Source organism: Geodermatophilus sp. SYSU D00698 (genome assembly GCF_054050335.1).
Genome location: NZ_JBJGZD010000010.1, coordinates 87,212 through 108,333 on the forward strand (window position 1 = coordinate 87,212; position 21,122 = coordinate 108,333).

General features: G+C 76.1%; 21 protein-coding genes and 1 pseudogene. 14 read left to right on the plus strand and 8 right to left on the minus strand.

The window, feature by feature from the left end:
- Positions 1-17: 17 nt before the first annotated feature.
- The 7 genes and pseudogenes from modA (at position 18) to ACI8AB_RS11480 (ending at position 5,382) form a co-directional block, all read left to right on the plus strand.
- A complete protein-coding gene (gene modA, locus ACI8AB_RS11450; protein ID WP_456950236.1) occupies positions 18-797 on the plus strand; it encodes a molybdate ABC transporter substrate-binding protein in 780 nt (259 codons plus the stop codon).
- Positions 794-1,591 (plus strand): ABC transporter permease, encoded by a 798-nt coding sequence (locus tag ACI8AB_RS11455; RefSeq protein ID WP_387991744.1) that lies wholly within the window; start codon positions 794-796, stop codon positions 1,589-1,591. The genes modA and ACI8AB_RS11455 overlap by 4 nt, the downstream gene beginning before the upstream one ends.
- A pseudogene (locus ACI8AB_RS11460) lies at positions 1,582-2,064 on the plus strand (ATP-binding cassette domain-containing protein); the annotation flags it as partial. The gene ACI8AB_RS11455 and the pseudogene ACI8AB_RS11460, both read left to right, overlap by 10 nt.
- 120 nt (positions 2,065-2,184) lie before the next feature.
- Entirely contained in the window at positions 2,185-2,640 is a 456-nt protein-coding gene (locus ACI8AB_RS11465; protein ID WP_417398479.1) for a TOBE domain-containing protein, read from the plus strand.
- A 27-nt stretch (positions 2,641-2,667) separates the two neighbouring features.
- A complete protein-coding gene (locus tag ACI8AB_RS11470) occupies positions 2,668-3,249 on the plus strand; it encodes a nucleotidyltransferase family protein (RefSeq protein WP_456950237.1) in 582 nt (193 codons plus the stop codon).
- Positions 3,246-3,656, plus strand: coding sequence for a molybdenum cofactor biosynthesis protein MoaE (locus tag ACI8AB_RS11475; protein WP_387991735.1), 411 nt, complete (start codon positions 3,246-3,248; stop codon positions 3,654-3,656). The genes ACI8AB_RS11470 and ACI8AB_RS11475 overlap by 4 nt, the downstream gene beginning before the upstream one ends.
- A 142-nt stretch (positions 3,657-3,798) precedes the next feature.
- On the plus strand, positions 3,799-5,382 hold the full coding sequence (locus tag ACI8AB_RS11480; RefSeq protein ID WP_456950238.1) for a SpoIIE family protein phosphatase: 1,584 nt from the start codon (positions 3,799-3,801) through the stop codon (positions 5,380-5,382).
- A gap of 63 nt (positions 5,383-5,445) precedes the next feature.
- Here the strand turns inward: ACI8AB_RS11480 and ACI8AB_RS11485 are convergent, their stop codons facing one another.
- From ACI8AB_RS11485 to ACI8AB_RS11515, 7 genes are all read right to left on the minus strand, one after another.
- Positions 5,446-6,840, minus strand: coding sequence for an FAD-binding oxidoreductase (locus tag ACI8AB_RS11485; protein ID WP_456950239.1), 1,395 nt, complete (start codon positions 6,838-6,840; stop codon positions 5,446-5,448).
- Between the two features lie 108 nt (positions 6,841-6,948).
- Entirely contained in the window at positions 6,949-7,161 is a 213-nt protein-coding gene (locus ACI8AB_RS11490; protein WP_387991726.1) for a hypothetical protein, read from the minus strand.
- Positions 7,158-8,222 carry a hemolysin family protein gene (locus tag ACI8AB_RS11495; protein WP_456950240.1) on the minus strand — a complete coding sequence of 355 codons (1,065 nt, stop codon included), beginning with the start codon at positions 8,220-8,222 and terminating at the stop codon, positions 7,158-7,160. Before ACI8AB_RS11495 ends, ACI8AB_RS11490 begins: the two co-directional genes overlap by 4 nt.
- Positions 8,215-9,603 carry a hemolysin family protein gene (locus ACI8AB_RS11500; RefSeq protein ID WP_456950241.1) on the minus strand — a complete coding sequence of 463 codons (1,389 nt, stop codon included), beginning with the start codon at positions 9,601-9,603 and terminating at the stop codon, positions 8,215-8,217. The genes ACI8AB_RS11495 and ACI8AB_RS11500 overlap by 8 nt, the downstream gene beginning before the upstream one ends.
- Positions 9,604-9,672: 69 nt before the next feature.
- On the minus strand, positions 9,673-9,912 hold the full coding sequence (locus ACI8AB_RS11505; RefSeq protein ID WP_387991718.1) for a MoaD/ThiS family protein: 240 nt from the start codon (positions 9,910-9,912) through the stop codon (positions 9,673-9,675).
- A 1-nt stretch (position 9,913) separates the two neighbouring features.
- Positions 9,914-10,978 (minus strand): GTP 3',8-cyclase MoaA, encoded by a 1,065-nt coding sequence (gene moaA, locus ACI8AB_RS11510; protein ID WP_456950242.1) that lies wholly within the window; start codon positions 10,976-10,978, stop codon positions 9,914-9,916.
- Positions 10,979-11,125: 147 nt separating this feature from the next.
- Complete coding sequence (locus tag ACI8AB_RS11515) at positions 11,126-11,986, minus strand: hypothetical protein (protein ID WP_456950243.1); 861 nt, start codon at positions 11,984-11,986, stop codon at positions 11,126-11,128.
- A 193-nt stretch (positions 11,987-12,179) separates the two neighbouring features.
- Between ACI8AB_RS11515 and ACI8AB_RS11520 the strand changes: the two genes are divergently transcribed.
- The 3 genes from ACI8AB_RS11520 (at position 12,180) to ACI8AB_RS11530 (ending at position 15,520) form a co-directional block, all read left to right on the plus strand.
- The gene (locus tag ACI8AB_RS11520; RefSeq protein ID WP_456950244.1) at positions 12,180-13,403 is read left to right on the plus strand and encodes an MFS transporter; all 1,224 of its coding nucleotides are present in this window, start codon (positions 12,180-12,182) and stop codon (positions 13,401-13,403) included.
- Complete coding sequence (locus tag ACI8AB_RS11525; protein WP_456950245.1) at positions 13,400-14,581, plus strand: GNAT family N-acetyltransferase; 1,182 nt, start codon at positions 13,400-13,402, stop codon at positions 14,579-14,581. Before ACI8AB_RS11520 ends, ACI8AB_RS11525 begins: the two co-directional genes overlap by 4 nt.
- 99 nt (positions 14,582-14,680) lie before the next feature.
- Positions 14,681-15,520, plus strand: a complete 840-nt coding sequence (locus ACI8AB_RS11530) for an aldo/keto reductase (protein WP_387991706.1) — start codon at positions 14,681-14,683, stop codon at positions 15,518-15,520.
- 85 nt (positions 15,521-15,605) lie between these two features.
- Here ACI8AB_RS11530 and ACI8AB_RS11535 read toward each other — a convergent pair whose 3' ends face one another.
- Complete coding sequence (locus tag ACI8AB_RS11535; protein ID WP_456950246.1) at positions 15,606-16,415, minus strand: DUF3097 domain-containing protein; 810 nt, start codon at positions 16,413-16,415, stop codon at positions 15,606-15,608.
- Positions 16,416-16,738: 323 nt separating this feature from the next.
- Between ACI8AB_RS11535 and ACI8AB_RS11540 the strand changes: the two genes are divergently transcribed.
- The 4 genes from ACI8AB_RS11540 (at position 16,739) to ACI8AB_RS11555 (ending at position 21,118) form a co-directional block, all read left to right on the plus strand.
- Positions 16,739-17,761, plus strand: coding sequence for a PRC and DUF2382 domain-containing protein (locus ACI8AB_RS11540; RefSeq protein ID WP_456950247.1), 1,023 nt, complete (start codon positions 16,739-16,741; stop codon positions 17,759-17,761).
- Between the two features lie 160 nt (positions 17,762-17,921).
- A complete protein-coding gene (locus ACI8AB_RS11545) occupies positions 17,922-18,836 on the plus strand; it encodes an AAA family ATPase (RefSeq protein WP_456950248.1) in 915 nt (304 codons plus the stop codon).
- A gap of 76 nt (positions 18,837-18,912) precedes the next feature.
- Positions 18,913-20,004: a vWA domain-containing protein gene (locus tag ACI8AB_RS11550; RefSeq protein WP_387991694.1), complete on the plus strand. Its 1,092-nt coding sequence runs from the start codon at positions 18,913-18,915 to the stop codon at positions 20,002-20,004.
- On the plus strand, positions 19,997-21,118 hold the full coding sequence (locus tag ACI8AB_RS11555) for an XdhC family protein (RefSeq protein WP_387991691.1): 1,122 nt from the start codon (positions 19,997-19,999) through the stop codon (positions 21,116-21,118). Before ACI8AB_RS11550 ends, ACI8AB_RS11555 begins: the two co-directional genes overlap by 8 nt.
- Positions 21,119-21,122 lie beyond the last annotated feature (4 nt).

Here is a 21,122-nt window from a genome sequence, read left to right on the forward strand (position 1 = left end):
GGGTTAGTGTCCCGCGCATGCGGGGAGGTGGGATCGGTGCGGCGCTGGTCGCGGTGGCGCTCGGCGCCGCCGGGTGCGGGGGAGGGGCCGGCGCGAGCGCGGCCGGGGACGGCGACGGCCCCACCGGCACGCTCACCGTCTTCGCCGCCGCCTCGCTCACCGACGTCTTCACCGACCTCGGGCAGCGGCTGGAGGAGCGGAGCGACGGCCTGACCGTGCAGTTCAACTTCGCCGGCAGCTCGGCGCTGGCCACCCAGCTGACCCAGGGCGCCCCGGCCGACGTCTTCGCCTCGGCCAACGGCACCCAGATGTCGGTGGTCACCGACGCCGGCCTCGCCGACGGCGACCCCACCGTGTTCACCGCCAACGTCCTGCAGATCGCCGTCCCCGCGGGAAACCCGGCCGGCGTCACCGGCCTGGCCGACTTCGCCCGCGAGGAGCTCACGCTCGCCGTCTGCGCACCCGAGGTGCCCTGCGGCGCGGCGTCGGAAGACGTCTTCGCCGCCGCGGGCGTGACGCCCAGCCCGGACACGCAGGAGGAGGACGTCCGCGCCGCGCTGACCAAGGTGGAGCTCGGCGAGGTCGACGCCGCGCTGGTCTACGCCACCGACGTCGTCGCCGCCGGGGACGCCGTCGAGGGCGTTCCCTTCCCCGAGGCGGAGGACGCGGTCAACGACTACCCGCTGTGCACGCTGACCGGCGCCCCCAACCCGGAGGCGGCGCGGGCCTTCGTCGACCTGGTCCTGTCCGAGGAGGGACAGCGCGCGCTCGGGGACGCGGGATTCCGGGCGCCGTGAGGCGCGCCCGCACGCCGGCGCCCCTGCTCGTCCCCGCCGCGCTCGCCGTCGCCTTCCTCGTCCTGCCCCTGGTCGCGCTGGTCGTCCGCGCGCCGTGGCCGCAGGTGCCCGCGCTGCTCACCGAGCCGGGCGTCGGGCAGGCGCTGCGGCTGTCGCTGGTCTCCGCGACGCTGGCCACGCTGGTCTCCGTCGTCCTCGGCGTGCCGCTGGCCTGGGTGCTGGCCCGCTCCCGCGCCCGCGGCCGGGCGGTGCTGCGCGCGCTGGTGACCGTGCCGCTGGTGCTCCCGCCGGTGGTCGGCGGCGTCGCGCTGTTCCTCGTGCTGGGCCGCCAGGGGCTGGTCGGGCGCTGGCTCGCCGAGACCACCGGGATCACCGTCCCGTTCACCACCACCGCGGTGGTCGTCGCCGAGACGTTCGTGGCGATGCCGTTCCTCGTGGTGAGCGTCGAGGGGGCGCTGCGGGCCGCCGACGCCCGGTTCGAGGACGCCGCGGCCACCCTCGGGGCCGACCGCTGGACCACCTTCCGCCGGGTCACCCTGCCGCTGGTGGCGCCGGGCGTCGCCGCCGGCGCGGTGCTGTGCTGGGCGCGGGCGCTGGGCGAGTTCGGCGCCACGATCACCTTCGCCGGCAACTTCCCCGGGACGACGCAGACGATGCCGCTCGCGGTCTACCTCGCCCTGCAGCGCGACCCGGACGCGGCGATCGTGCTGTCCCTGGTGCTGCTGGCCGTCTCGGTGGCCACCCTGTTGCTCCTGCGCGACCGCTGGCTGGGGCGCACGGGGGTGGCCCCGTGACCCTGGAGGCGCAGGTGCGCGTCCGCCGCGGCCCGGTGACCGTCGACGTCGCCCTCGACGTGCCCGACGGCGAGGTGCTCGCCGTCCTCGGGCCCAACGGCGCGGGCAAGTCCACGCTCCTGCGGGTGCTGGCCGGCCTGCTGCCGCCCGACGGCGGGCGGGTCGCCGTCGACGGGACCGTGTGGGACGACGTCGACGCCGGCGTGCAGCTGCCCGCGCACCGGCGCCCGCTCGGGATGGTGTTCCAGGACCACCTGCTCTTCCCGCACCTCTCCGTCCTGGACAACGTGGCCTTCGGGCCGCGCACCCGCGGGGCGTCGAAGGCCGACGCGCGCCGCGCCGCGGCCGCGTGGACCGAGCGGGTGGGCCTGGCCGGCCTCGCCGACCGGCGGCCCGCGCAGCTGTCCGGCGGGCAGGCGCAGCGGGCGGCCCTGGCCCGCGCGCTGGTCGGCGACCCGGCGCTGCTGCTGCTCGACGAGCCGCTGTCGGCGCTGGACGCCCGCACCCGGCTCGCCGTCCGCGCGGAGCTGCGCCGGCACCTGGCCGACTACGCGGGCAGCACCGTCCTGGTCACCCACGACCCGGTGGACGCCATGGCGCTGGCCGACCGGGTCGTGGTGGTCGAGGACGGCCGGGTGGTGCAGGCCGGGACGCCCTCCGACGTCAGCCGGCACCCCCGCACCGACTACGTCGCGCGGCTGGTCGGCCTGTCCCTGCTGCCGGGCACGGGGGAGGGGACGGCGGTGCGCCTCGACGGCGGTGGCGTGGTGGCGGTGGCCGAGGAGACCGCGGGGCCGGTGTTCGTCGCCGTCCGCCCGGAGTCGGTGGCGCTCTACCCGGTCCGGCCCGAGGGCAGCCCCCGCAACGTCTGGCCGGCGCGGGTGGCCGGGGCCACGCCGCACGGCGCCACGGTGCGCTGCGAGCTCGACGGCGAGGTGCCGCTGGTCGCCGACGTCACCGCGACCGCCTTCGCCGAGCTCGGGCTGGCGCCGGGGTCGCCGGTGTGGGCGGTGGTCAAGGCCTCCGAGGTCGCCGTCTACGCGCGCTGAGACCGGACGCGCTGACAGGCTGGGGTCATGACGACGGTCGCCGGGCTGGTCCTCGCTGCGGGCGCGGGGCGGCGCTACGGCATGCCCAAGGCGCTGGTCGAGTACGGCGGCAGCCTGCTGGTCGAGCGGGCGGTGCGCACGGCCCGCGTGGTGTGCGACCCGGTGCTCGTCGTCCTGGGTGCCCGCGCGGTCGACGTGTGGCGGACCGCCGACCTCACCGGCGCGACCGTGCTGGCCAACCGCGACTGGGAGACCGGCATGGCCTCGAGCCTGCGCACCGGCCTCGACGGGCTGCGCGGCTGGCCAGGGAGGGTCGACGCCGCCCTGGTCACGCTGGTGGACGTGCCGGGGATGACGCCGGAGGCGCTGCGCGCCGTCGCCGCGCACGCGCACCCCGGCGCGCTGGCGGTCGCCGCCTACGACGGCGTCCGCGGGCACCCGGTGCTGCTCGGGCGCGACCACTGGGCCGGGGTGGCGGCGACGGCGACCGGTGACGAGGGCGCCCGCCGCTACCTGGCCGCGCACCCGGTCACCGAGGTCGACTGCACGGGGCTGGCGGACCCGGGGGACCTCGACGTGCCGCCGGGCGGGGTAGCTTCGGCGCCGTGATCGCCCGGGTCGTCGACGAGCCGCTGTCGGTCGCCGAGCACGAGCAGGCCGTGGCCGACGCGGGTGCCGGCGCCGTCGTCTCCTTCTCCGGCGTCGTCCGGGACACCGACGGCGGCCGGTCGGTGACCGAGCTGGAGTACGTCGGCCACCCCACCGCCGCGCAGGTCATCACCGAGCTCGCCGAGGAGTTCGCCGCCCGCCCGGGGATCCGCGCGGTCGCCGTCTCCCACCGGGTCGGCCTGCTGGGCATCGGCGACGTCGCGCTGGCCTGCGCGGTCAGCTCGGCCCACCGCGGGGAGGCCTTCACCGCCTGCGCCGAGCTCGTCGACGAGGTGAAGAAGCGGCTGCCCATCTGGAAGCGCCAGGTCTTCACCGACGGTGACGAGGAGTGGGTCGCCTGCCCCTGAGGCAGGTCGCGTCCCGGTACCGGTGCGGCCCGGCTGCTTGACCGGCCGGGACGCGCGTGGCACAACGATGCCCACTCCAAGGGTGGGGTGGGGCTTGCCCCGGTGTGCCCGCGCACAGCGGCCGGACGACAGCGAGGTGCCCGTGCCCGCGCCGGAGCGCGACCCCGTCCTCGAGGCGATGCCCCTGGGGTACATCGCCGTCGACGCCGACTGGCGGGTCACCTACGTCAACGTCCACGGCGAGGCCGTGGTCGGCCGGACGCGGGACCAGCTCGTGGGCAGCTGCTTCTGGGCGTCCTTCCCCGCCCACCGGGACGACGAGTTCGGCCGGGTCTACCGCGAGGCGATGGCCACCGGCACCCCGCGGAGCGTCGAGGCCTACCACCCCGAGCCGCTCGACGGCTGGTTCGAGGTGCGCGCGGTCCCGCTGCCGACCGGCCTGGCGCTGTACTTCTCCGAGGTCACCGCCCGCCGGACCGCGCAGGACCGGCTCGCGCTGCTGGCCCGCGTCGGCTCCGAGCTGACCGGCACGCTGGAGCTCGCCGAGGCGGTCCGCCGGATCCCGCGGCTGGTCGTGCCGGAGCTGGGCGAGGCCTGCCTGCTCACCGTCCTCGACGACGACGGCCGCCCCCGCGACCTCGGGTCCTGGCACGGCGACCCCGCCCGCCGTGAGCTGCTGGCCCGCTACGCCGCCGTCCGGCTGCCCGGGATGCCCGCCGCCGCCCCGGTGGTCCGCGCGCTGGCGGGGGAGACGGTGGCCGCCGACGGCGCCGCGGTGCTCGCCGCGATCGAGGACGACGAGGCCGCCCGGCTCTACCGCGGGCTGGGCGCGCCCGCCGTGCTCGCCGTCCCGCTGCCCGGCCGGGACCGGGTGATCGGCGCGCTGACCTTCCTCGCCGCCGAGAGCCGCAGCGCCGCCCGGGTGGACCCGCTCACCGCCCGCGAGGTCGCGGGCCGGGTGGGCCTGGCGCTGGACAACGTCCGGCTGTTCGCCCGCCAGCACCAGCTCGCCGAGGCGCTGCAGCGCAGCCTGCTCACCGACCCGCGCGGGTCCGGGCTCGGGGCGGTCGAGGTGCGGTACACCCCGGCGGCGGAGGCGGCGCGGGTCGGCGGCGACTGGTACGACGCCTTCGTCCAGCCCGGCGGGGCGACGACGCTGGTCATCGGCGACGTCGTCGGGCACGACACCGCCGCGGCGGCCGCGATGGGGCAGCTGCGCTCGCTGCTGCGCGGCATCGCCGCCTACAGCGACGCCGGCCCCGCCGAGGTGCTGCGCGGGCTGGACGAGGCGATGGCCACCCTCGGCGTGGACACCTACGCCACCGCCGCCGTCGCCCGTTTCGAGCGGCTGCCGGGGGAGGGCGCGGCGACGCGGATGTGCTGGTCCAGCGCCGGCCACCTGCCGCCGCTGGTGCTCGACCCGTCGGGCCGGCCGGTCGAGCTGCCCCCACCCCCCGGCGACCTGCTGCTCGGCGTCGACCCGGCCGGCGCCCGCGGCGAGAGCGCCGTGGTCCTCGAGCCCGGCTCCACGGTGCTGCTGTTCACCGACGGGCTGGTCGAGCGGCGCGGCCTCGACCTCGACGCCGGGCTGGCCCGGCTGTCCGGGGCCGTCACCGAGCTCGCCGGGCGGCCGCTCGACGAGCTGTGCGACGAGGTGATCGAGCGGCTCGTGCACGGCCGGCCCGAGGACGACGTCGCCCTGGTCGCCCTGCGGCTCGGGAGCTGAGGACCCCCGCCACCCCGCTGCCGGACGGCGCCGTGCCGGACGGCCGAGTGCCCGGGCCGGGGCTCAGCCCGGCGGGATGTTGTGGTTGACGTGGAAGAGGTTCCCGGGGTCGTAGCGCCGCTTCACGTCGACGAGTCGCCGGTACTTGGTCGCACCGAAGACCCTGCGCGGGTCGAACCCGCGGTGCCCCGCCGGCTCGGCGCCCTGGAAGTTGACGTACTGGCCCCCGGTGGCGAACGGCTCCATGTCCGTGGCCAGGCCCCGGACGAACGCGGTCCGGGCGTCGTCGTCGGCCGGGTCGCTCCAGAACCCGTAGACGTTGAGCCAGAACCGGGCGGCCCGGTTGGGGAACGGCGTCGCCTCCTCGGGCACGCGTCCGAACGCACCGCCGAGGTGGTGGACGTCGAAGGCGGTGCCGGTCCAGGTCTGCTCCGACGCGCGGCGGACCAGCACGTCGGCCACCGCGCCGTCGAGCCGGTCGAACGAGGTGTTGCGCCAGTAGGCCCGGACGCCGTCGGGGAACAGGGCGTCGAACGCGGACTGCCACTCGACCCACCGCACCGCGCCGAGCTCCTCCTCGTCCGGCGGGGCGAGCGCGCGCAGCCGCTCGGCGTGGGCCTCCCCGGCCGCGTGGTCGGCCGAGGCCCACGCGAACCCGACCAGCAGGAGCGGCTCGTCGCCCAGTCCCGCGACGGGCGGCGGGGTCAACGACGTCGAGATCGTCGTCATCTCGTCCGGCAGGTCGCGCGTCCACCTCTCCACCGCGGCCCACGCCCGGGGCCAGCGGTCCTGCCGGTAGAGGAAGTTGCCGGCGAACACCCGCGGTCCGAGCGGCCGGGCCCGGAAGGTGAAGGAGGTGACCACGCCGAAGTTGCCGCCACCGCCGTGGAGCGCCCAGAAGAGGTCGGGGTGCTCGGTGTCGCCGGCCGTGATCCGCTGCCCGTCGGCGGTGACCAGCTCGACGGACACCAGGTTGTCGGCGGCCAGCCCGTACGGCCGGGTCAGCCAGCCCACCCCTCCGCCGAGGGTGAGCCCCGCGATGCCGGTACCGGACACGACGCCGACCGGCACGACGAGCCCGTGCGGCTCCGTGGCCGCGTCGACGTGGGCCAGCGTGGCGCCCGCCTCGACGCGCACGGTCCCCGCCGCCGGGTCGACCGACACGGCGTGCAGGCCGCCGAGGTCGAGCACGACCCCGCCGTCGACGCTGCTGGTGCCGGCGACGTTGTGCCCCCCTCCGCGCACGGCCAGGTCGAGGGCGTGCTCCCGGGCGTAGCCGATGGTGGGCGCGACGTCCTCCACGCCGGCGGCCCGCACCACGGCCCAGGGACGACGGTCGATCATGCCGTTCCACACCGCGCGGGCCTCGTCGTAGCCGGGGTCGTGCTCCCCGACCACGGTGCCCGACACGCGGGCACGGAGGTCGTCCAGCTCGGGGCGCAGCCGTGTCGTCGTCATGGGTAGCCCCCATCCGGGTCCGCCCCCGCTGGCCGCCATGCTTCGCCCGGGGCCGGACACCGGTCAAGACGCACGGGCCGGCGGACGGGGCGCCGGACGGTGCTCCGCTCAGCCGGCGGTGGAGCCGCCCTCGTCGGTCGGGCGGGTGCGCCTGTGCGCGGCCTCCTCGGCGCGCTCCTCCTCCAGCTCCGCCTCGCCCTCCAGCCGGTGGGCCTCGCCGGCCACCTGCGCGGCGGCGTCGCCGTGCGACTGGCCGTAGACCTCCTCGGCCCGCCCGAGCAGCTCCTCGGCCTTGGCCTTCGCCTTCTCGATGAAGCTCATCGCGCTCCCGTCCTCTCGGCGTTCCGGTGTGCGGAGTCCCGGTGTGCAGCATCCCGGATCTCGCCGACGAGCTCCTCCAGGATGTCCTCGAGCGCGACGACGCCCACGACGCGGCCGCCCTCGGTGACCGCGGCGAACTGGGCGCGGCCGGCCTGCATGACGCCCAGCGTGCGGCGCAGGTCGTCCTCGGCGGCCACCCGGGGCAGCGGCCGGGTGATGTCCCGGACCCGCGGCTCCGGCGCGCCGTCGGCGGCCAGCACGTCCTTGACGTGGACGTAGCCGAGCAGCCGGTCGCCGACGGCCACCGGGAAGCGGGAGAAGCCGGTGGCGGCCGCGGCGCGCTCCACGGCGGCGACGTCGTCGTCCGGCGCGACGACGGTCAGCGCGGCCCGCGGGATGAGCACCGAGCGGGTGTCGCGCTCCTCCAGCTGCAGCGCGCCGGTGAGCAGCTCGTGGCCGCGCTCGTCGAGCAGCCCGCCGGCGCGGGACTCGTCGATCAGGCCGGCGACCTCGTCGCGGGTGAAGGCGCTGGTCACCTCGTCCTTGGGCTGCACGCGCAGCAGCCGCAGCACCCCGTTGGCCAGCGCGTTGAGCGAGACGATCACCGGCTTGAGCACCGTGACCACGCCGGACAGCAGCGGGGCGAGGACCAGCGCGGCCCGGTCGGGGCCGGCCAGCGCCAGGTTCTTCGGCACCATCTCGCCGATCACCACGTGCAGCGCGACGACGACGGTCAACGCGATCACGAACGAGATCGGGTGCACCAGCGCCTCGGGCACCGACAGCGCCTCGAACACCGGCTCCAGCAGGTGCGCCACCGCGGGCTCGCCGATGGCGCCCAGCCCCAGCGAGCAGACGGTGATGCCCAGCTGCGCGCCGGCCATCATCAGCGACACGCGCTCCATCGCGGCCAGCGTGGTGCGGGCGCGGCGGGAGCCGGCCTCGGCCAGCGGCTCGATCGAGGAGCGGCGCGCGGAGATGAGCGCGAACTCCGCGCCGACGAAGAACGCGTTGGCGAGCAGCAGCACGACGGCGACCAGCACGCCGACCCAGTCACCCACGGTCGTCCTCCTCGCCGTCGCCGGTGGTGGCCGGCAGGCCGCCGACGACGGCCCGCTCGACGCGGGTGCCGTCGACCCGCTCGACCTGCACCCACACGCCGGCCGGGAGCCCCTCGGCCTCGGCGGCCAGCTCCGGCGGCAGGGCGGGCCGCGCCTCGATCCGGTCCCCGACCTCGGGGATCCGGCCGAGCACGTGCAGCACCAGGCCGCCGAGGGTCTCCCAGTGCCGGTCGGCGGGCACGGCCAGGCCGGTCGCGGCGGCCACCTCGTCGGGCCGCAGCAGCCCGGACACCGACCAGGTGCCGTCGCCGCGGTCGACGACGTCGTCGCCGGTCTCCTGGTCGTGCTCGTCGGTGAGGTCGCCGACGATCTCCTCCACGAGGTCCTCGACGGTCACCACGCCGTCGGTGCCGCCGTACTCGTCGACGACGACGGCCATCTGCAGCCCGCCGCGGCGCAGGTCGCCGAGCAGGTCGTCCAGCCGCCGGGAGGTGGGGACGAACAGCGGCGGCAGCATGACCGCCGAGACCGGGGTGTCGGCCCTCCGGTCGCGGGCGACGGCGAGGGCGTGTTTCACGTGGACCATCCCGACGACGTCGTCGACGCCGCCGTCGGCGACCACCGGGAACCGGGAGTGCCCCGAGTCGCGCGCGGCGGTGAGCACCTCGGCCACGGGGGCGTCGGCGGGGACGGTGGTCATGCGGGTGCGCGGGGTGGCCGCGTCGCTGGCGCGCAGCTCGCCGAAGGCCAGCCCGCGCTCGAGCATCACCGCGGTCTCGGCGGGCAGGGTGCCCTGCCGGCCCGAGCGGCGGACCAGCGAGGTCAGCTCCTCCGGCGAGCGGGCCGAGGCCAGCTCCTCCTGTGGCTCCACGCCGAACAGCCGGCGCAGCATCGCGTTGGCCCAGCCGTTGAGGAACCGGATGACCAGCGACGTCGCCTTCGTGAAGCCGCGCTGGAAGCCGGCGACGGCGCGGGCGGTGCGCAGTGGCTGGCTGATCGCCACGTTCTTGGGCACCAGCTCGCCGAACACCATGGTCAGCACGGTGGCCAGGACCAGGGCGAGGGTGATCGACACCGACCGGGCCGCGGCGCCGGACAGGCCGGCCGACTCCAGCGGCCCGCGCAGCAGCGCGGCGATGGAGGGCTCGGCGACGAAGCCGATGGCGAGGTTGGTGACGGTGATGCCGAGCTGGGCGCCGGAGAGCTGGGTCGACAGCGTCCGCAGCGCGGCGAGGACGCCGGCCGACCCGCGGACACCGGCCTCGGTCTCGCGCTCGACGGTGGCCCGGTCGACGGTCACTAGGGCGAACTCGAAGGCCACGAAGCCGGCGCAGGCGAGGACCAGCAGGACGCCGACGAGGACCAGCAGCCACTCGATCACGGAGCGACCTCGGTGGCGGGGGAGGGCAGGGGACGGCTCGTATGGTGAGGCTGGCTCACGAGGGGGCGGTCATCCTCCGGCGAAGGGGGGCAGCACGTCCACGACCGCCCCGGGCGACAGCTCCAACGCGCGGTCGCGGGTCTGCGTTCCGTCGACCAGGAACGAGCAGGCGGTGAGCACCCGTTCGAGGCGCTCGCCGTGGGCGTCCACGATCCGGCCGACCAGCTCCTGCAGCGTGCCGGCCTCGCAGGTCTCGGTGTCCACGCCGGCCGCGGCGCGGGCGCCGGCGAAGTAGCGGACGGTCACCATCTCAGCCGCCGATGGCCGACATCGGCCGGGACGGCTGCAGGAAGCTCGGGTCGTCGATGCCGTGGCCGGGCAGCTTGGCCAGGGTGGCGATCCGCCAGCGGTCGGCGAGCTCGGCGTCGGTGGCGCCCTCGCGCATCGCCGTCCGCAGGTCGGACTCCTCGCGGGCGAACAGGCAGTTGCGGACCTGGCCGTCGGCGGTGAGCCGGGTGCGGTCGCACGTGCCGCAGAACGATCGGGTGACCGAGGCGATCACGCCGACGGTGGCCGGGCCTCCGTCGACCAGCCACCGCTCGGCGGGCGCCGAGCCGCGCTCCTCGGTGTCGGGCGTGAGGTCGTGTGCGGTCGAGAGCCGCTCCAGGATGTCCTCGGCGGTGACCATCTCGCCGCGGGTCCAGGCGTGGTGCGCGTCGAGCGGCATCTGCTCGATGAACCGCAGCTGGTAGCCCCGCTCGAGGCAGAAGTCGAGCAGCGGGACGGCGTCGGCCTCGTTCATGCCGCGCAGCAGGACCGCGTTGACCTTCACCGGCGTGAGCCCGGCGTCCTGGGCGGCCTGCAGCCCGGCCAGGACGTCGTCGAGCCGGTCGCGGTGGGTGAGGGCCTTGAACCGCTCGCGGTCGAGGGTGTCGAGGCTGACGTTGATCCGGTCCAGCCCCGCCGCGGCGAGTGCCGGGGCGACGCGGGCCAGCCCGATGGCGTTGGTGGTGAGGCTGACCTCCGGCCGCGGGCGCAGCGCCGTCGTCGCCTCGACGATGCCGACCAGGCCCGGGCGCAGCAGCGGCTCGCCGCCGGTGAAGCGGACCTCGCGGACGCCGAGCTGCTCGACGCCGATGCGGACCAGCCGGACGACCTCGTCGTCGGTGAGCTGCTCGACCTTGGGCAGCCACTGCAGCCCCTCGGGCGGCATGCAGTAGGAGCAGCGCAGGTTGCAGCGGTCGGTGAGCGAGACCCGCAGGTCGGTGGCGACCCGGCCGTGCCGGTCGACGAGCCCGCCACTCCCCGGGACGCCACTGCCCGGGACGCCGTCGGCGGGACGGGTCCAGGGGTCGGGCAGCGGGGTGGCGCTCACGGTCGCGAATGTAGTGCGGAACGCGGACGGCGTCCCCCGTCCCGCGGGAAGGCCTCCGGAACGCGCCGCATCCGCGGACGCGACCCGGGGGTACGGGCCGCGCCCGCGGATGCGGGGGTTGCGCCGGCGCTGCAACGCCGGCGGCGGTCAGCCGATCGGGGTGGGGTCGGTCGGGTCCGGCGGCACGGGGACCGAGCCCTGGATGCGGTTGCGGGCCTGGCAGTCGGAGGTGCAGCTGGTGGCGCCGGCCGACAGCTCGACCGCGTCCTCACCGAGCACGCCTCCCATCCGGCCGCCCGAGGCGACCGACCAGCGCGACGTCGTCGCGGTCTGCTCCAGCCGCGTGGCCACCTGCGGGCTGTCCTTGCCGAGCAGCATCTGGTGGGTCGCGTCGCCGGCGACGCCGTCGCCGAAGTTGACCTTCCCCGTGTACTCGTTGACGAAGTAGTAGAGGCCGGCGCCGAGGGTGTGCACGTACTCGACGGCGGTGCCGAACTCCTGCTCCATCTGGAAGATGCCGCCCTGCGGGGCGTCCTTCGCCTGCACCTTGAGCTTGCCCGCCGCGGTGGCGAACTCGGCGACCAGGACGTCGTCGCGCAGCCGCAGCTCGGTGATCCGCACGCCCCGCAGCTGGGCGGCGGTGAGCGCCGGGACCTTGGAGGCGAAGACGACGGTCGGCGCGGTGACCATGCGCTGCGGGTCGGGTGCGCCGGTGAGCGTGTAGTCGTACACACCGAGCGTCGCGGGGTCGATCGTGAAGGTGACGTGCCGGCCGCGGACGGCGACCGGGCCGGTCGGGGTCACGTCCCGCAGGCGGGTCTCGCGGCCCGCCGCCGGGTTCGACGTGCGGCCGTTGACGGTGACGGCGAAGTCGCCGGTGACCGCCCCCTCGACGGAGCCGCCGTCGTCGCCCCCTGAGGCCGCGGCGGTGCCGGGCGCGAGCAGGGCGGCGAGCGCGAGGAGCGGGACGATCAGGAGGCGGAGACGCAGCGGGCGGGTCGTGGCCACGGGGATCCTCTGGTCGGTGTGTCGGGCGCCGCCCAGGGTGCATGAACTTTCATGTACCGCCGCCGGTGACACGCAGGACCGCGGGCAAAACGGGACGACGCCGTCGTGGCCCGTTGTTACGGTCGGGGCGCCACCCGAGAGTCCGGCGGGCAGTCCCGCACTCGCCTGTGGCCAGGAAGCGCGAGAAGAGCCGGTGTCACCCCGCACGCTGTTCGGCCCCTACGGCCGCCTGTTCGCCGTCCCCGGAGCCGTCTGGTTCTCCCTCGCCGGGTGGGTCGCCCGGCTCCCGCTGCCGATGCTCGGCCTCGGCGCGGTGCTGCTGGTCGAGGGCGAGTCCGGCAGCTACGGCCTGGCCGGTGCCGTCTCCGGCACCCTCGCCCTCGCGGCCTCGGTCGGTGGCCCGCAGTGGGCCCGCGCCATGGACCGGCGTGGCCAGGGGCGGGTCCTGCAGGCGGCGATGGCCGCCTACCTCGTCACCGGGCTGGCGTTCGTCGGCGTCGTCGTCGCCGACGGGCCGCGCTGGGCGTGGTTCGCCCTCGCCGGCCTGACCGGGGCGAGCCTGCCCAACATCGGCGCGCTGGTCCGCGCCCGGTGGGCGGCCGCGCTGGAGGACGCCGAGCGCCGGCAGACCGCGTTCGCCTTCGAGTCCGTCGTCGACGAGGTCGTCTTCGTCGTCGGCCCGCCGCTGGTGACCGTGCTCGGCACGATGGTCGCCCCGGCCGCCGGCTTCACCACCGGCATCGTGCTGGGCACCGTCGGCGGGCTGTGGCTGGCCCGGCAGCGGGCCACCGAGCCCGTGGCGGTGCCCACCTCCGCCGGCGGCGGACACCGCCGGCCGGCCGCGCTCAACTCGGCGGTGCTGCTGGTCTGCGCGACCTACCTGGGCGTGGGCACCGTGTTCGGCGCGATGGACGTCGTGGTCGTGGGCTTCGCGGAGGAGCAGGGCGCGCCCGCGCTGGCCGGGCTGGCGCTCGCGCTCTACGCCGGCGGCAGCCTGGTCGCCGGGCTCGCCTACGGCGTGGCGCGGCTGCGCGGCACGCTGGCCACCCGGTTCCTCGCGACGGCGGTCTTCTTCGGGCTGGCCGCGCAGGGGCTGTGGGCGGTGACCTCGCTGCCGCTGCTGGTCGGCGCCGGGTTCCTCGCCGGGCTCGCCGTCGCGCCGGTGCTGGTGTCCGGGACGTCGCTGGCCGAGTCGCGCGTGCCGCGGGCGGCCCTCACCGAGGCGCTGGCCTGGACCAACACCGGCCTGACGCTGGGCGTCACCGCCGGGTCGGCGCTGGCCGGCGCGGCGGTGGACGCGTGGGGCGCCCGGGCGGCGTTCGCCGTCCCCGCGCTGGCCGCGGCCGGCGCGGCCGGGCTCGCGCTGCTCGGCGCGCCGCTGCTGCGCCGCCCGGCGCTCGAGCCGGTGGCGGCGTGAGCGTCACCGTGCGGCCGCTGGCCGACGACGAGCTCCCCGCCGCCTGGGAGCTGGGCCGCCTGGCCTTCGGCGGGCCGGCCGCGGCGCCGGAGTGGGCGCTGCGGCCGGTCGAGGGGCTGGTGCGGCTGGGCGCGTTCGACGCCCGCGGCCGGCTGGTCGGCAAGGCCACCGACACCGGTCACCGGCAGTGGTGGGGCGGCCGGGAGGTGGCCACCGTGGACGTCGGCGGCGTCGCCGTCCTGCCCGAGTACCGGGGCGCGGGGGTGGCCCGCGCGCTGCTCACCGACCTGCTCGCCCGCGGTCACGAGCGCGGTGCCGGGGTCAGCGCGCTGTTCCCGACCGTGTCGGCGGTGTACCGGAACCTCGGGTGGGAGGTCGTGGGCGCCCTGCAGCGGGTGGACCTGGACACCGCCTCGCTGCCGTCCGCGCCCGTGCCGGGCGTGCAGGTGCGGCCCGGCGGGCCGGCCGACCTGCCCGTCGTCGACGCGCTGTACGAGACCCTCGCCCGCCCGCGCACCGGGCTGCTCACCCGGCGCGGGGGCGTCTTCGACCTGCCGCGCGAGGGCCCCTGGCCCGACGGGGTGGACGGGCTCACGGTGGTCGAGCAGGACGGCGTCCCGACCGGGGCCCTCGCGTACGGGCGCGGGCGCGGCTACGGCCCCGAGGCGCTGCTCACCGTCCACGACGCGGTGGCGGTCACCGCCGAGGCCGCGCGGGCGCTGGTCGGGGTGCTGGCCGGGTGGCGGACCGTGACCCGCACCGTCCGCCTGCCCCTGCTCGCCGGCGACGCGATCGCCGGAGCGCTGCCGCTGGAGCGCTCGCCGGCCGGTCCCGGGGTGGCGTTCATGCACCGACCGGTCGACGTGGTCCGCGCGGTCGCCGACCGCGGCTGGCCCGGGCACGTCCGCGGACGGGTGGCGTTCACGCTGCTCGACCCCCTCGTGCCCGGCAACGACGGTCCCTGGGAGCTCCAGGTCGCCGACGGCGCCGGGGAGCTGCGCCGCGCGGACCGCGAGCCGGGGCTCGTCCTGGCGGTGCGCGGGTTCGCCCAGCTGTACTGCGGCGTCACCAGCGGCCGGGCCGCGGCGCTGGCCGGGCTCGTGACCGGCCCGGACGACCCGTCCGCGCTGGACCTGCTCGCCTCCGGGCCGCCGGTCGGCCTGCTCGACTACTTCTGACACGGGTTGAGCGCCGGGCTGCCGGGTAGGCGGGGGGCCGGTGTTCCGTGCCCACGCGAGCGCGCGGCGCCGCAACCGTCATCAGCGAGAGGAGCCCCCGTGGCCACCGTGCCCGCGATCCGACTCAACAACGGCGTCGAGATCCCCCAGTTGGGGTTCGGCGTCTACCAGGTCCCGCCGGACCGGACCGTCGAGGCGGTCCGCACCGCACTCGAGGTCGGCTACCGGCACATCGACACCGCCGAGATGTACGGCAACGAGAAGGAGGTCGGCCAGGCCGTCCGCGAGTCGGGCATCGACCGGTCCGAGGTCTTCGTCACCAGCAAGCTCAATAACGGCTTCCACCGCCGCGGGGACGCCCTGAAGGCCTTCGACCAGACGCTCGACGACCTCGGATTCGACTACCTGGACCTGTTCCTGATCCACTGGCCGCTGCCGACCATCGACGTCGACTACGTCGAGACGTGGAAGGCCATGGAGGAGATCTACGCCGGGGGGAAGTGCCGCGCGGTCGGCGTCTCCAACTTCAACCCGCACCACCTGCGCCGGCTGTTCGGCGAGACCGAGGTGCGCCCGGCGGTCAACCAGATCGAGGTGCACCCCTACCTCACCAACGACGAGGTGCGCGCCTTCGACGCCGAGCACGAGATCGTCACCGAGGCCTGGTCGCCGATCGCGCAGGGCAAGGTCCTCGACGACCCGGCGATCGTCGCGATCGCGGAGAAGCTGGACCGCACGCCCGCCCAGGTCGTGCTGCGGTGGCACGTGCAGCGCGGCGACGTCGTCTTCCCGAAGTCGGTGACCCGCGCGCGGGTCGAGGAGAACTTCGCGCTGTTCGACTTCGAGCTCGACGAGGGCCAGATGGCCACCGTCACCGGCCTCGACCGCGGCGAGCGCACCGGCCCCGACCCGGACACGTTCGACTACGTGCCCGGCTGATCCCTCGCCTGCCCCCACCGCTCGCGGCCCTCCTGCAGGGGCCCGCCGCGAGCCTGCGAGCGGTGGGGGGCAGGAGGGTCCTTCCTCAGTCCGTCGTGACGAAGTCGATGAGCTCCTCGACACGGCCGATGAGCGCGGGCTCGAGGTCGGTCCAGGTCCGCACGCGGGCCAGGATGCGCTGGGCCCACACGTAGCCGGTGTCGTCCTCCCAGCCCAGGCGGCGGCAGACGCCGGTCTTCCAGTCCTCGCCCCTCGGGACCTCCGGCCAGGCGCGGATGCCGACCACGGAGGGCTTGACCGCCTGCCAGACGTCGACGAACGGGTGCCCGACGACGAGCGCGTGCTGCCCGGTCACCTGCTCGGCGATCCGCGACTCCTTCGACCCGCGCACCAGGTGGTCGACCAGCACCCCGAGCCGCCGGCCCTGCCCGGGGCGGAAGTCGCGGACGATGCCGGGCAGGTCGTCGACGCCGTGCAGCGGCTCCACGACGACGCCCTCGATGCGCAGGTCGTGGCCCCAGACCTTCTCGACCAGCTCGGCGTCGTGCTTGCCCTCGACGTAGATGCGGCCCTCGCGGGCGACGCGGGCGCGCGCACCGGCCACGTAGGTCGAACCCGAGGCGCTGCGGGCAGGCGTCGCCGGGCCCCTCGGGGTCGGGCGCACGAGCACCACCGGACGGCCGTCGACCCAGAAGCCGGGGCCGAGCGGGTAGGCGCGGACCTTCCCGAACCGGTCCTCGAGGTGGACGACGTCCTTCTCGCAGCGCACGACGGCGCCGACGAACCCCGAGCTGGGGTCCTCGACGACGAGGTCGCGTTCGGCGGCCACCTGTGGCGGCGGCTTCTTGACCGTGCGGGGGTGCACCAGGTTGTCGTAGGGGGAACGCGGCGGCACGGTCCCAGGAGAGCCGATGACCGCGGATGAGGCCCGCAGACGCGCCGAGCGGGCCGTGTGTGAGGAAGGCCGCGACACGCCCGAGGACGTGCCGATCGCGGAACGTCACGGGACGTCGCGATCGGTCGACGACGCGCCAGCTCGCCGGAACACCGCGGTGACCAGCGGAAACGGCCGTCCCGCCGCCGGGCCCGCTCGGGGCGGCGCGGTGCACGCTCAGCCACCGAAGCGTCGAACTCGATCTCCGTCGTTTCGCCGCGCCGAGCCCGGTCACCCATCTACCCGACCGTCACACCACAGCTCAGATGGGAGCGAGAGCGACGATGATCAGCACCGACACCATCAGCCGCGTGATCGGACAGGACGTCTACGACGAGGCCGGCGAGAAGATCGGCTCGGCCTCCGAGGTCTACCTCGACGACGAGACCGGTCAGCCGGAGTGGGCCACGGTGCGCACCGGGCTGTTCGGCACCAAGGAGTCCTTCGTCCCGCTGCGGGACGCCGACCTGACCAACGACGGCCTGCGCGTACGCGTCAGCAAGGCCCAGGTCAAGGACGCCCCGAAGATCGACACCGACGGGCACCTGTCCCCGCAGGAGGAGCAGGAGCTGTACCGGTACTACGGCCTCGGCTTCGGCTCGGGCACGCAGACCACGGCGCAGACCACCTCGCAGACCACCTCGCAGACCACGACGGACGTCGGCACCGCCGGCACCTACTCGCTGGACCAGGACCGGTCGCAGCAGGACCTGACGACGGCCGGCACCGGCACCGTCGGGATGGCGACGGACCGTGACCGCGACGGCGTCCGCGACGACCTCGAGACCCGCGGCACCGTGGGTCACGACGTCTCCGGCCCGACGACCGACAACGCCATGACCCGCTCCGAGGAGCACCTCGAGGTGGGCACCCAGCGGGTCGAGGCCGGCCGGGCGCGGCTGCGGAAGTACGTCGTCACGGAGAACGTGAGCCAGACCGTCCCCGTCTCCCACGAGGAGGTGCGGGTCGAGCGCGAGCCCATCACCGACGCCAACATCGGCAACGCGATGGACGGGCCGGCCATCTCCGAGGAGGAGCACGAGGTCGTCCTGCACGCCGAGCGCCCCGTCGTGTCCAAGGAGGCCACGCCGGTCGAGCGCGTCCGCCTCGACACCCAGACGGTGACCGAGCAGGAGACCGTCTCCGACCAGGTGCGCCGCGAGGAGATCGAGGTCGACGGCGGCACCACGGGCGTCGCCGGCACCACGACCGGGACGACCACCGGCACCACCGGGGACGACCGCAGCCTCGTGCAGAAGGCCAAGGACGCCCTGGACCGCGACAACGACGGCAAGATCGGTCGCTGAACCGGTAACAGCACCACGGCCCGGTCCTGACCGGGCGCACCAGACGGCGGTGGCCGGCCGGAGACGACGACTCCCGGCCGGCCACCGTGGCGTCTGCAACGGTTGCGGGCACCGGGGCCGCGGCGTGTCGCCCGCCTGCGCAGGTGGGATGCTCGGCGGCGTGACCGAGACCACGACCGAGCTCCCCGGGACCGACGCCCTGCCCGGCGGACCCGGGGAGCTGGCCGCGGCGCTCCGCTCGACCGGCTACCTCCCCGACGAGGGCCTGGCCACCGCCGCCTACCTGGCGCTGGTCATGCGCCGCCCCCTGTTCCTCGAGGGCGAGGCCGGCGTCGGCAAGACCGCCCTGGCCCGGGCGCTGGCCGAGGTCACCGGCCGCCCGCTGTACCGCCTGCAGTGCTACGAGGGCCTGGAGGCCAGCCAGGCGCTCTACGACTGGGACTTCGGCCGCCAGCTGCTGCACCTGCGCGCCGCCGAGGCCGCGCACGCCACCGGCGACACCGAGGCGCTCGAGGCCTCGCTCTACGACCGCCGGTTCCTGCTCGCCCGCCCCCTGCTGCAGGCGCTGGAGGACGCCCCGAGCGTGCTGCTGGTCGACGAGGTCGACCGCGCCGACGACGAGTTCGAGGCCTTCCTGCTCGAGGTGCTGTCGGACTTCACCATCTCCATCCCGGAGCTCGGCACCGTGCGCGCCGAGGTGCCGCCGCTGGTGGTGCTGACCTCCAACCGCACCCGCGAGGTGCACGACGCGCTCAAGCGCCGCTGCCTCTACCACTGGCTGCAGCACCCCGACTTCGACCGCGAGGTCGCCATCCTGCGCGCCCGGCTGCCCGAGGTCACCGAGCAGCTGGCCCGCGAGGTGGCCCGGGCGACCGGGAAGCTGCGGACGCTGGACCTGCTCAAGCCGCCGGGCGTCGCCGAGGCGATGGACTGGGCCACCGCGCTGCACGCCCTCGGCGCCCGCGACCTGGATCCCGACCTCGCCGCCCGCACCCTCGGCGCGGTGCTCAAGTACCGCGAGGACACCGACCGGGTGCACGCGCTGGCCCGCGGAGCGCTGTTCGGTGGCGGGTGAAGGACCCCGTCCCCCTCACGCCTCGCACGCTCGGCGCGAGCCTCCGGACGGGGCCGTCCCAGCACGTCACCATGTCGTGGCCACCGTCCTGGGGTTCGCCCGGACGCTGCGCGCCGCCGGGGTGGCCGCCTCCCCGGACCGGGTCGAGGCGATGCTGTCGGCGGTGGCGGTGCTCGACGTCCTCGACGCCACCGCCGTCTACTGGGCCGGGCGGCTGACGCTGTGCTCGGGTCCGGACGACCTCGACCGCTACGACGCCGCCTTCGCCGCGTACTTCGGCGGCGAGGTCCCCCGCCGGTCGACGCCGGCGACGAGCGCGCCGCCCAGGACCGCCGCCACCGCGCCCCTGGAGCAGGGCGGCGGTCCCGGTGAGGAGGGCGAGGCGCCCTCGGACCTCGCCGTCGCCGCCTCGGCCGAGGAGGTGCTGCGGCACCGCGACGTCGCCGACCTGACGCCGGCCGAGCGCGAGCACCTGCGGCGGCTGTTCGCGCTGGTCCGCCCTGCGGCGCCCATGCGCCCGGCCCGCCGCCGCCGGCCTGCCCCGCACGGCGCGGTGCACCCGGCGCGCACGGTGCGGCGGGCGCTGCGCGACGGCGGCGAGGTCACCCGGCTGCTGCACCGGCGGGCCCGGCCGCGGCCGCGGCGGGTGGTGCTGCTGGTCGACGTCTCCGGCTCGATGAGCCCCTACGCCGACGCGCTGCTGCGCTTCGCCCACGCCGCGGTGCGCGCCCGGCCGGCCTCGACCGAGGTGTTCACCATCGGCACCCGGCTGACCCGGGTGACCCGCGAGATGCGGCTGCGCGACCCCGACCGGGCGCTGGCGGCCAGCGGCGGCGCGATCCCCGACTGGTCCGGCGGCACGCGGCTGGGCGAGGTGCTCAAGGCGTTCCTGGACCGGTGGGGGCAGCGCGGGACCGCCCGCGGCGCCGTCGTCGTGGTGTGCAGCGACGGGTGGGAGCGGGGCAGCCCCGACCTGCTGCGCGAGCAGATGGCGCGGCTGCGCCGGCTCGCGCACGCCGTCGTCTGGGTGAACCCGCACAAGGGCCGGGCCGGCTACGAGCCGCTGACCGGTGGGATGCAGGCGGCGCTGCCGTCGGTCGACGCGTTCGTGTCCGGCCACAGCCTGGCCGCCTTCGAGGAGCTTTCAGGGGTGATCTCGCGTGCGTGAGGTGCTGGACGACCTGGTCGGCTGGTGGCAGGCCGGCGAGACGGTCGGGATGGGGACGGTGGTCGCCACCTGGCGGTCCGCGCCGCGGCCGGCCGGGGCGGCCATGCTGGTCGGTCCCGACGGGACGGCGGTCGGCAGCGTGTCCGGCGGCTGCGTCGAGGGGGCGGTGTACGAGGAGGCGCGGGACGTCGTCGAGTCCGGCGTCCCGACGCTGGAGCGCTACGGCGTCAGCGACGACGACGCGTTCGCCGTCGGGCTGACCTGCGGCGGGATCCTCGACGTGTTCGTCGAGCCGGTCTCGCGCGAGTCGTTCCCCGAGCTGGGGGAGATCGCCGAGTCGGTGGGCCGGCACGAGCCGGTCGCCGTCGTCACCTGCGTGCGCGGGCCCGAGGACCGCATCGGCCGGCGGCTGGTGCTCTGGCCGGACCGGTCCTCCGGCACGCTCGGCCTGCAGCGCCTCGACGACGCCGTCGCCGACGACGCCCGCGGCATGCTCGCCGCCGGCCGCACCGGCACGCTGACCTACGGCCACGACGGCGAGCGGCGCGGCGACGAGCTGACGCTGTTCGTCTCCTCCTTCGCCCCGCCGGCGCGGATGGTCGTGTTCGGCGCGATCGACTTCGCGGCCGCCGTCGCCCGCGTCGGGGCGTTCCTCGGCTACCGGGTGACCGTGTGCGACGCCCGGCCGGTGTTCGCCACCGCCCGCCGCTTCCCCGACGCGCACGAGGTCGTCGTCGAGTGGCCGCACCGCTACCTGCAGGCCGAGGTCGACGCCGGGCGCATCGACGAGCGCACCGTGCTGTGCGTGCTCACCCACGACCCGAAGTTCGACGTCCCGCTGCTGGAGGTGGCGCTGCGGCTGCCGGTGGCCTACGTCGGCGCGATGGGCTCGCGGCGCACGCACGACGAGCGGCTCGAGCGGCTGCGCGAGGCGGGGCTGTCCGAGGCCGAGCTGGCCCGGCTGTCCTCGCCGATCGGCCTAGACCTGGGGGCGCGCACGCCCGAGGAGACCGCCGTCTCGATCGCCGCGGAGATCATCGCCGGGCGCTGGGGCGGCACGGGCGAGCGGCTGAGCGGCACCGCGGGGCCGATCCACCACACCGCCGAGCGCTGAGGGT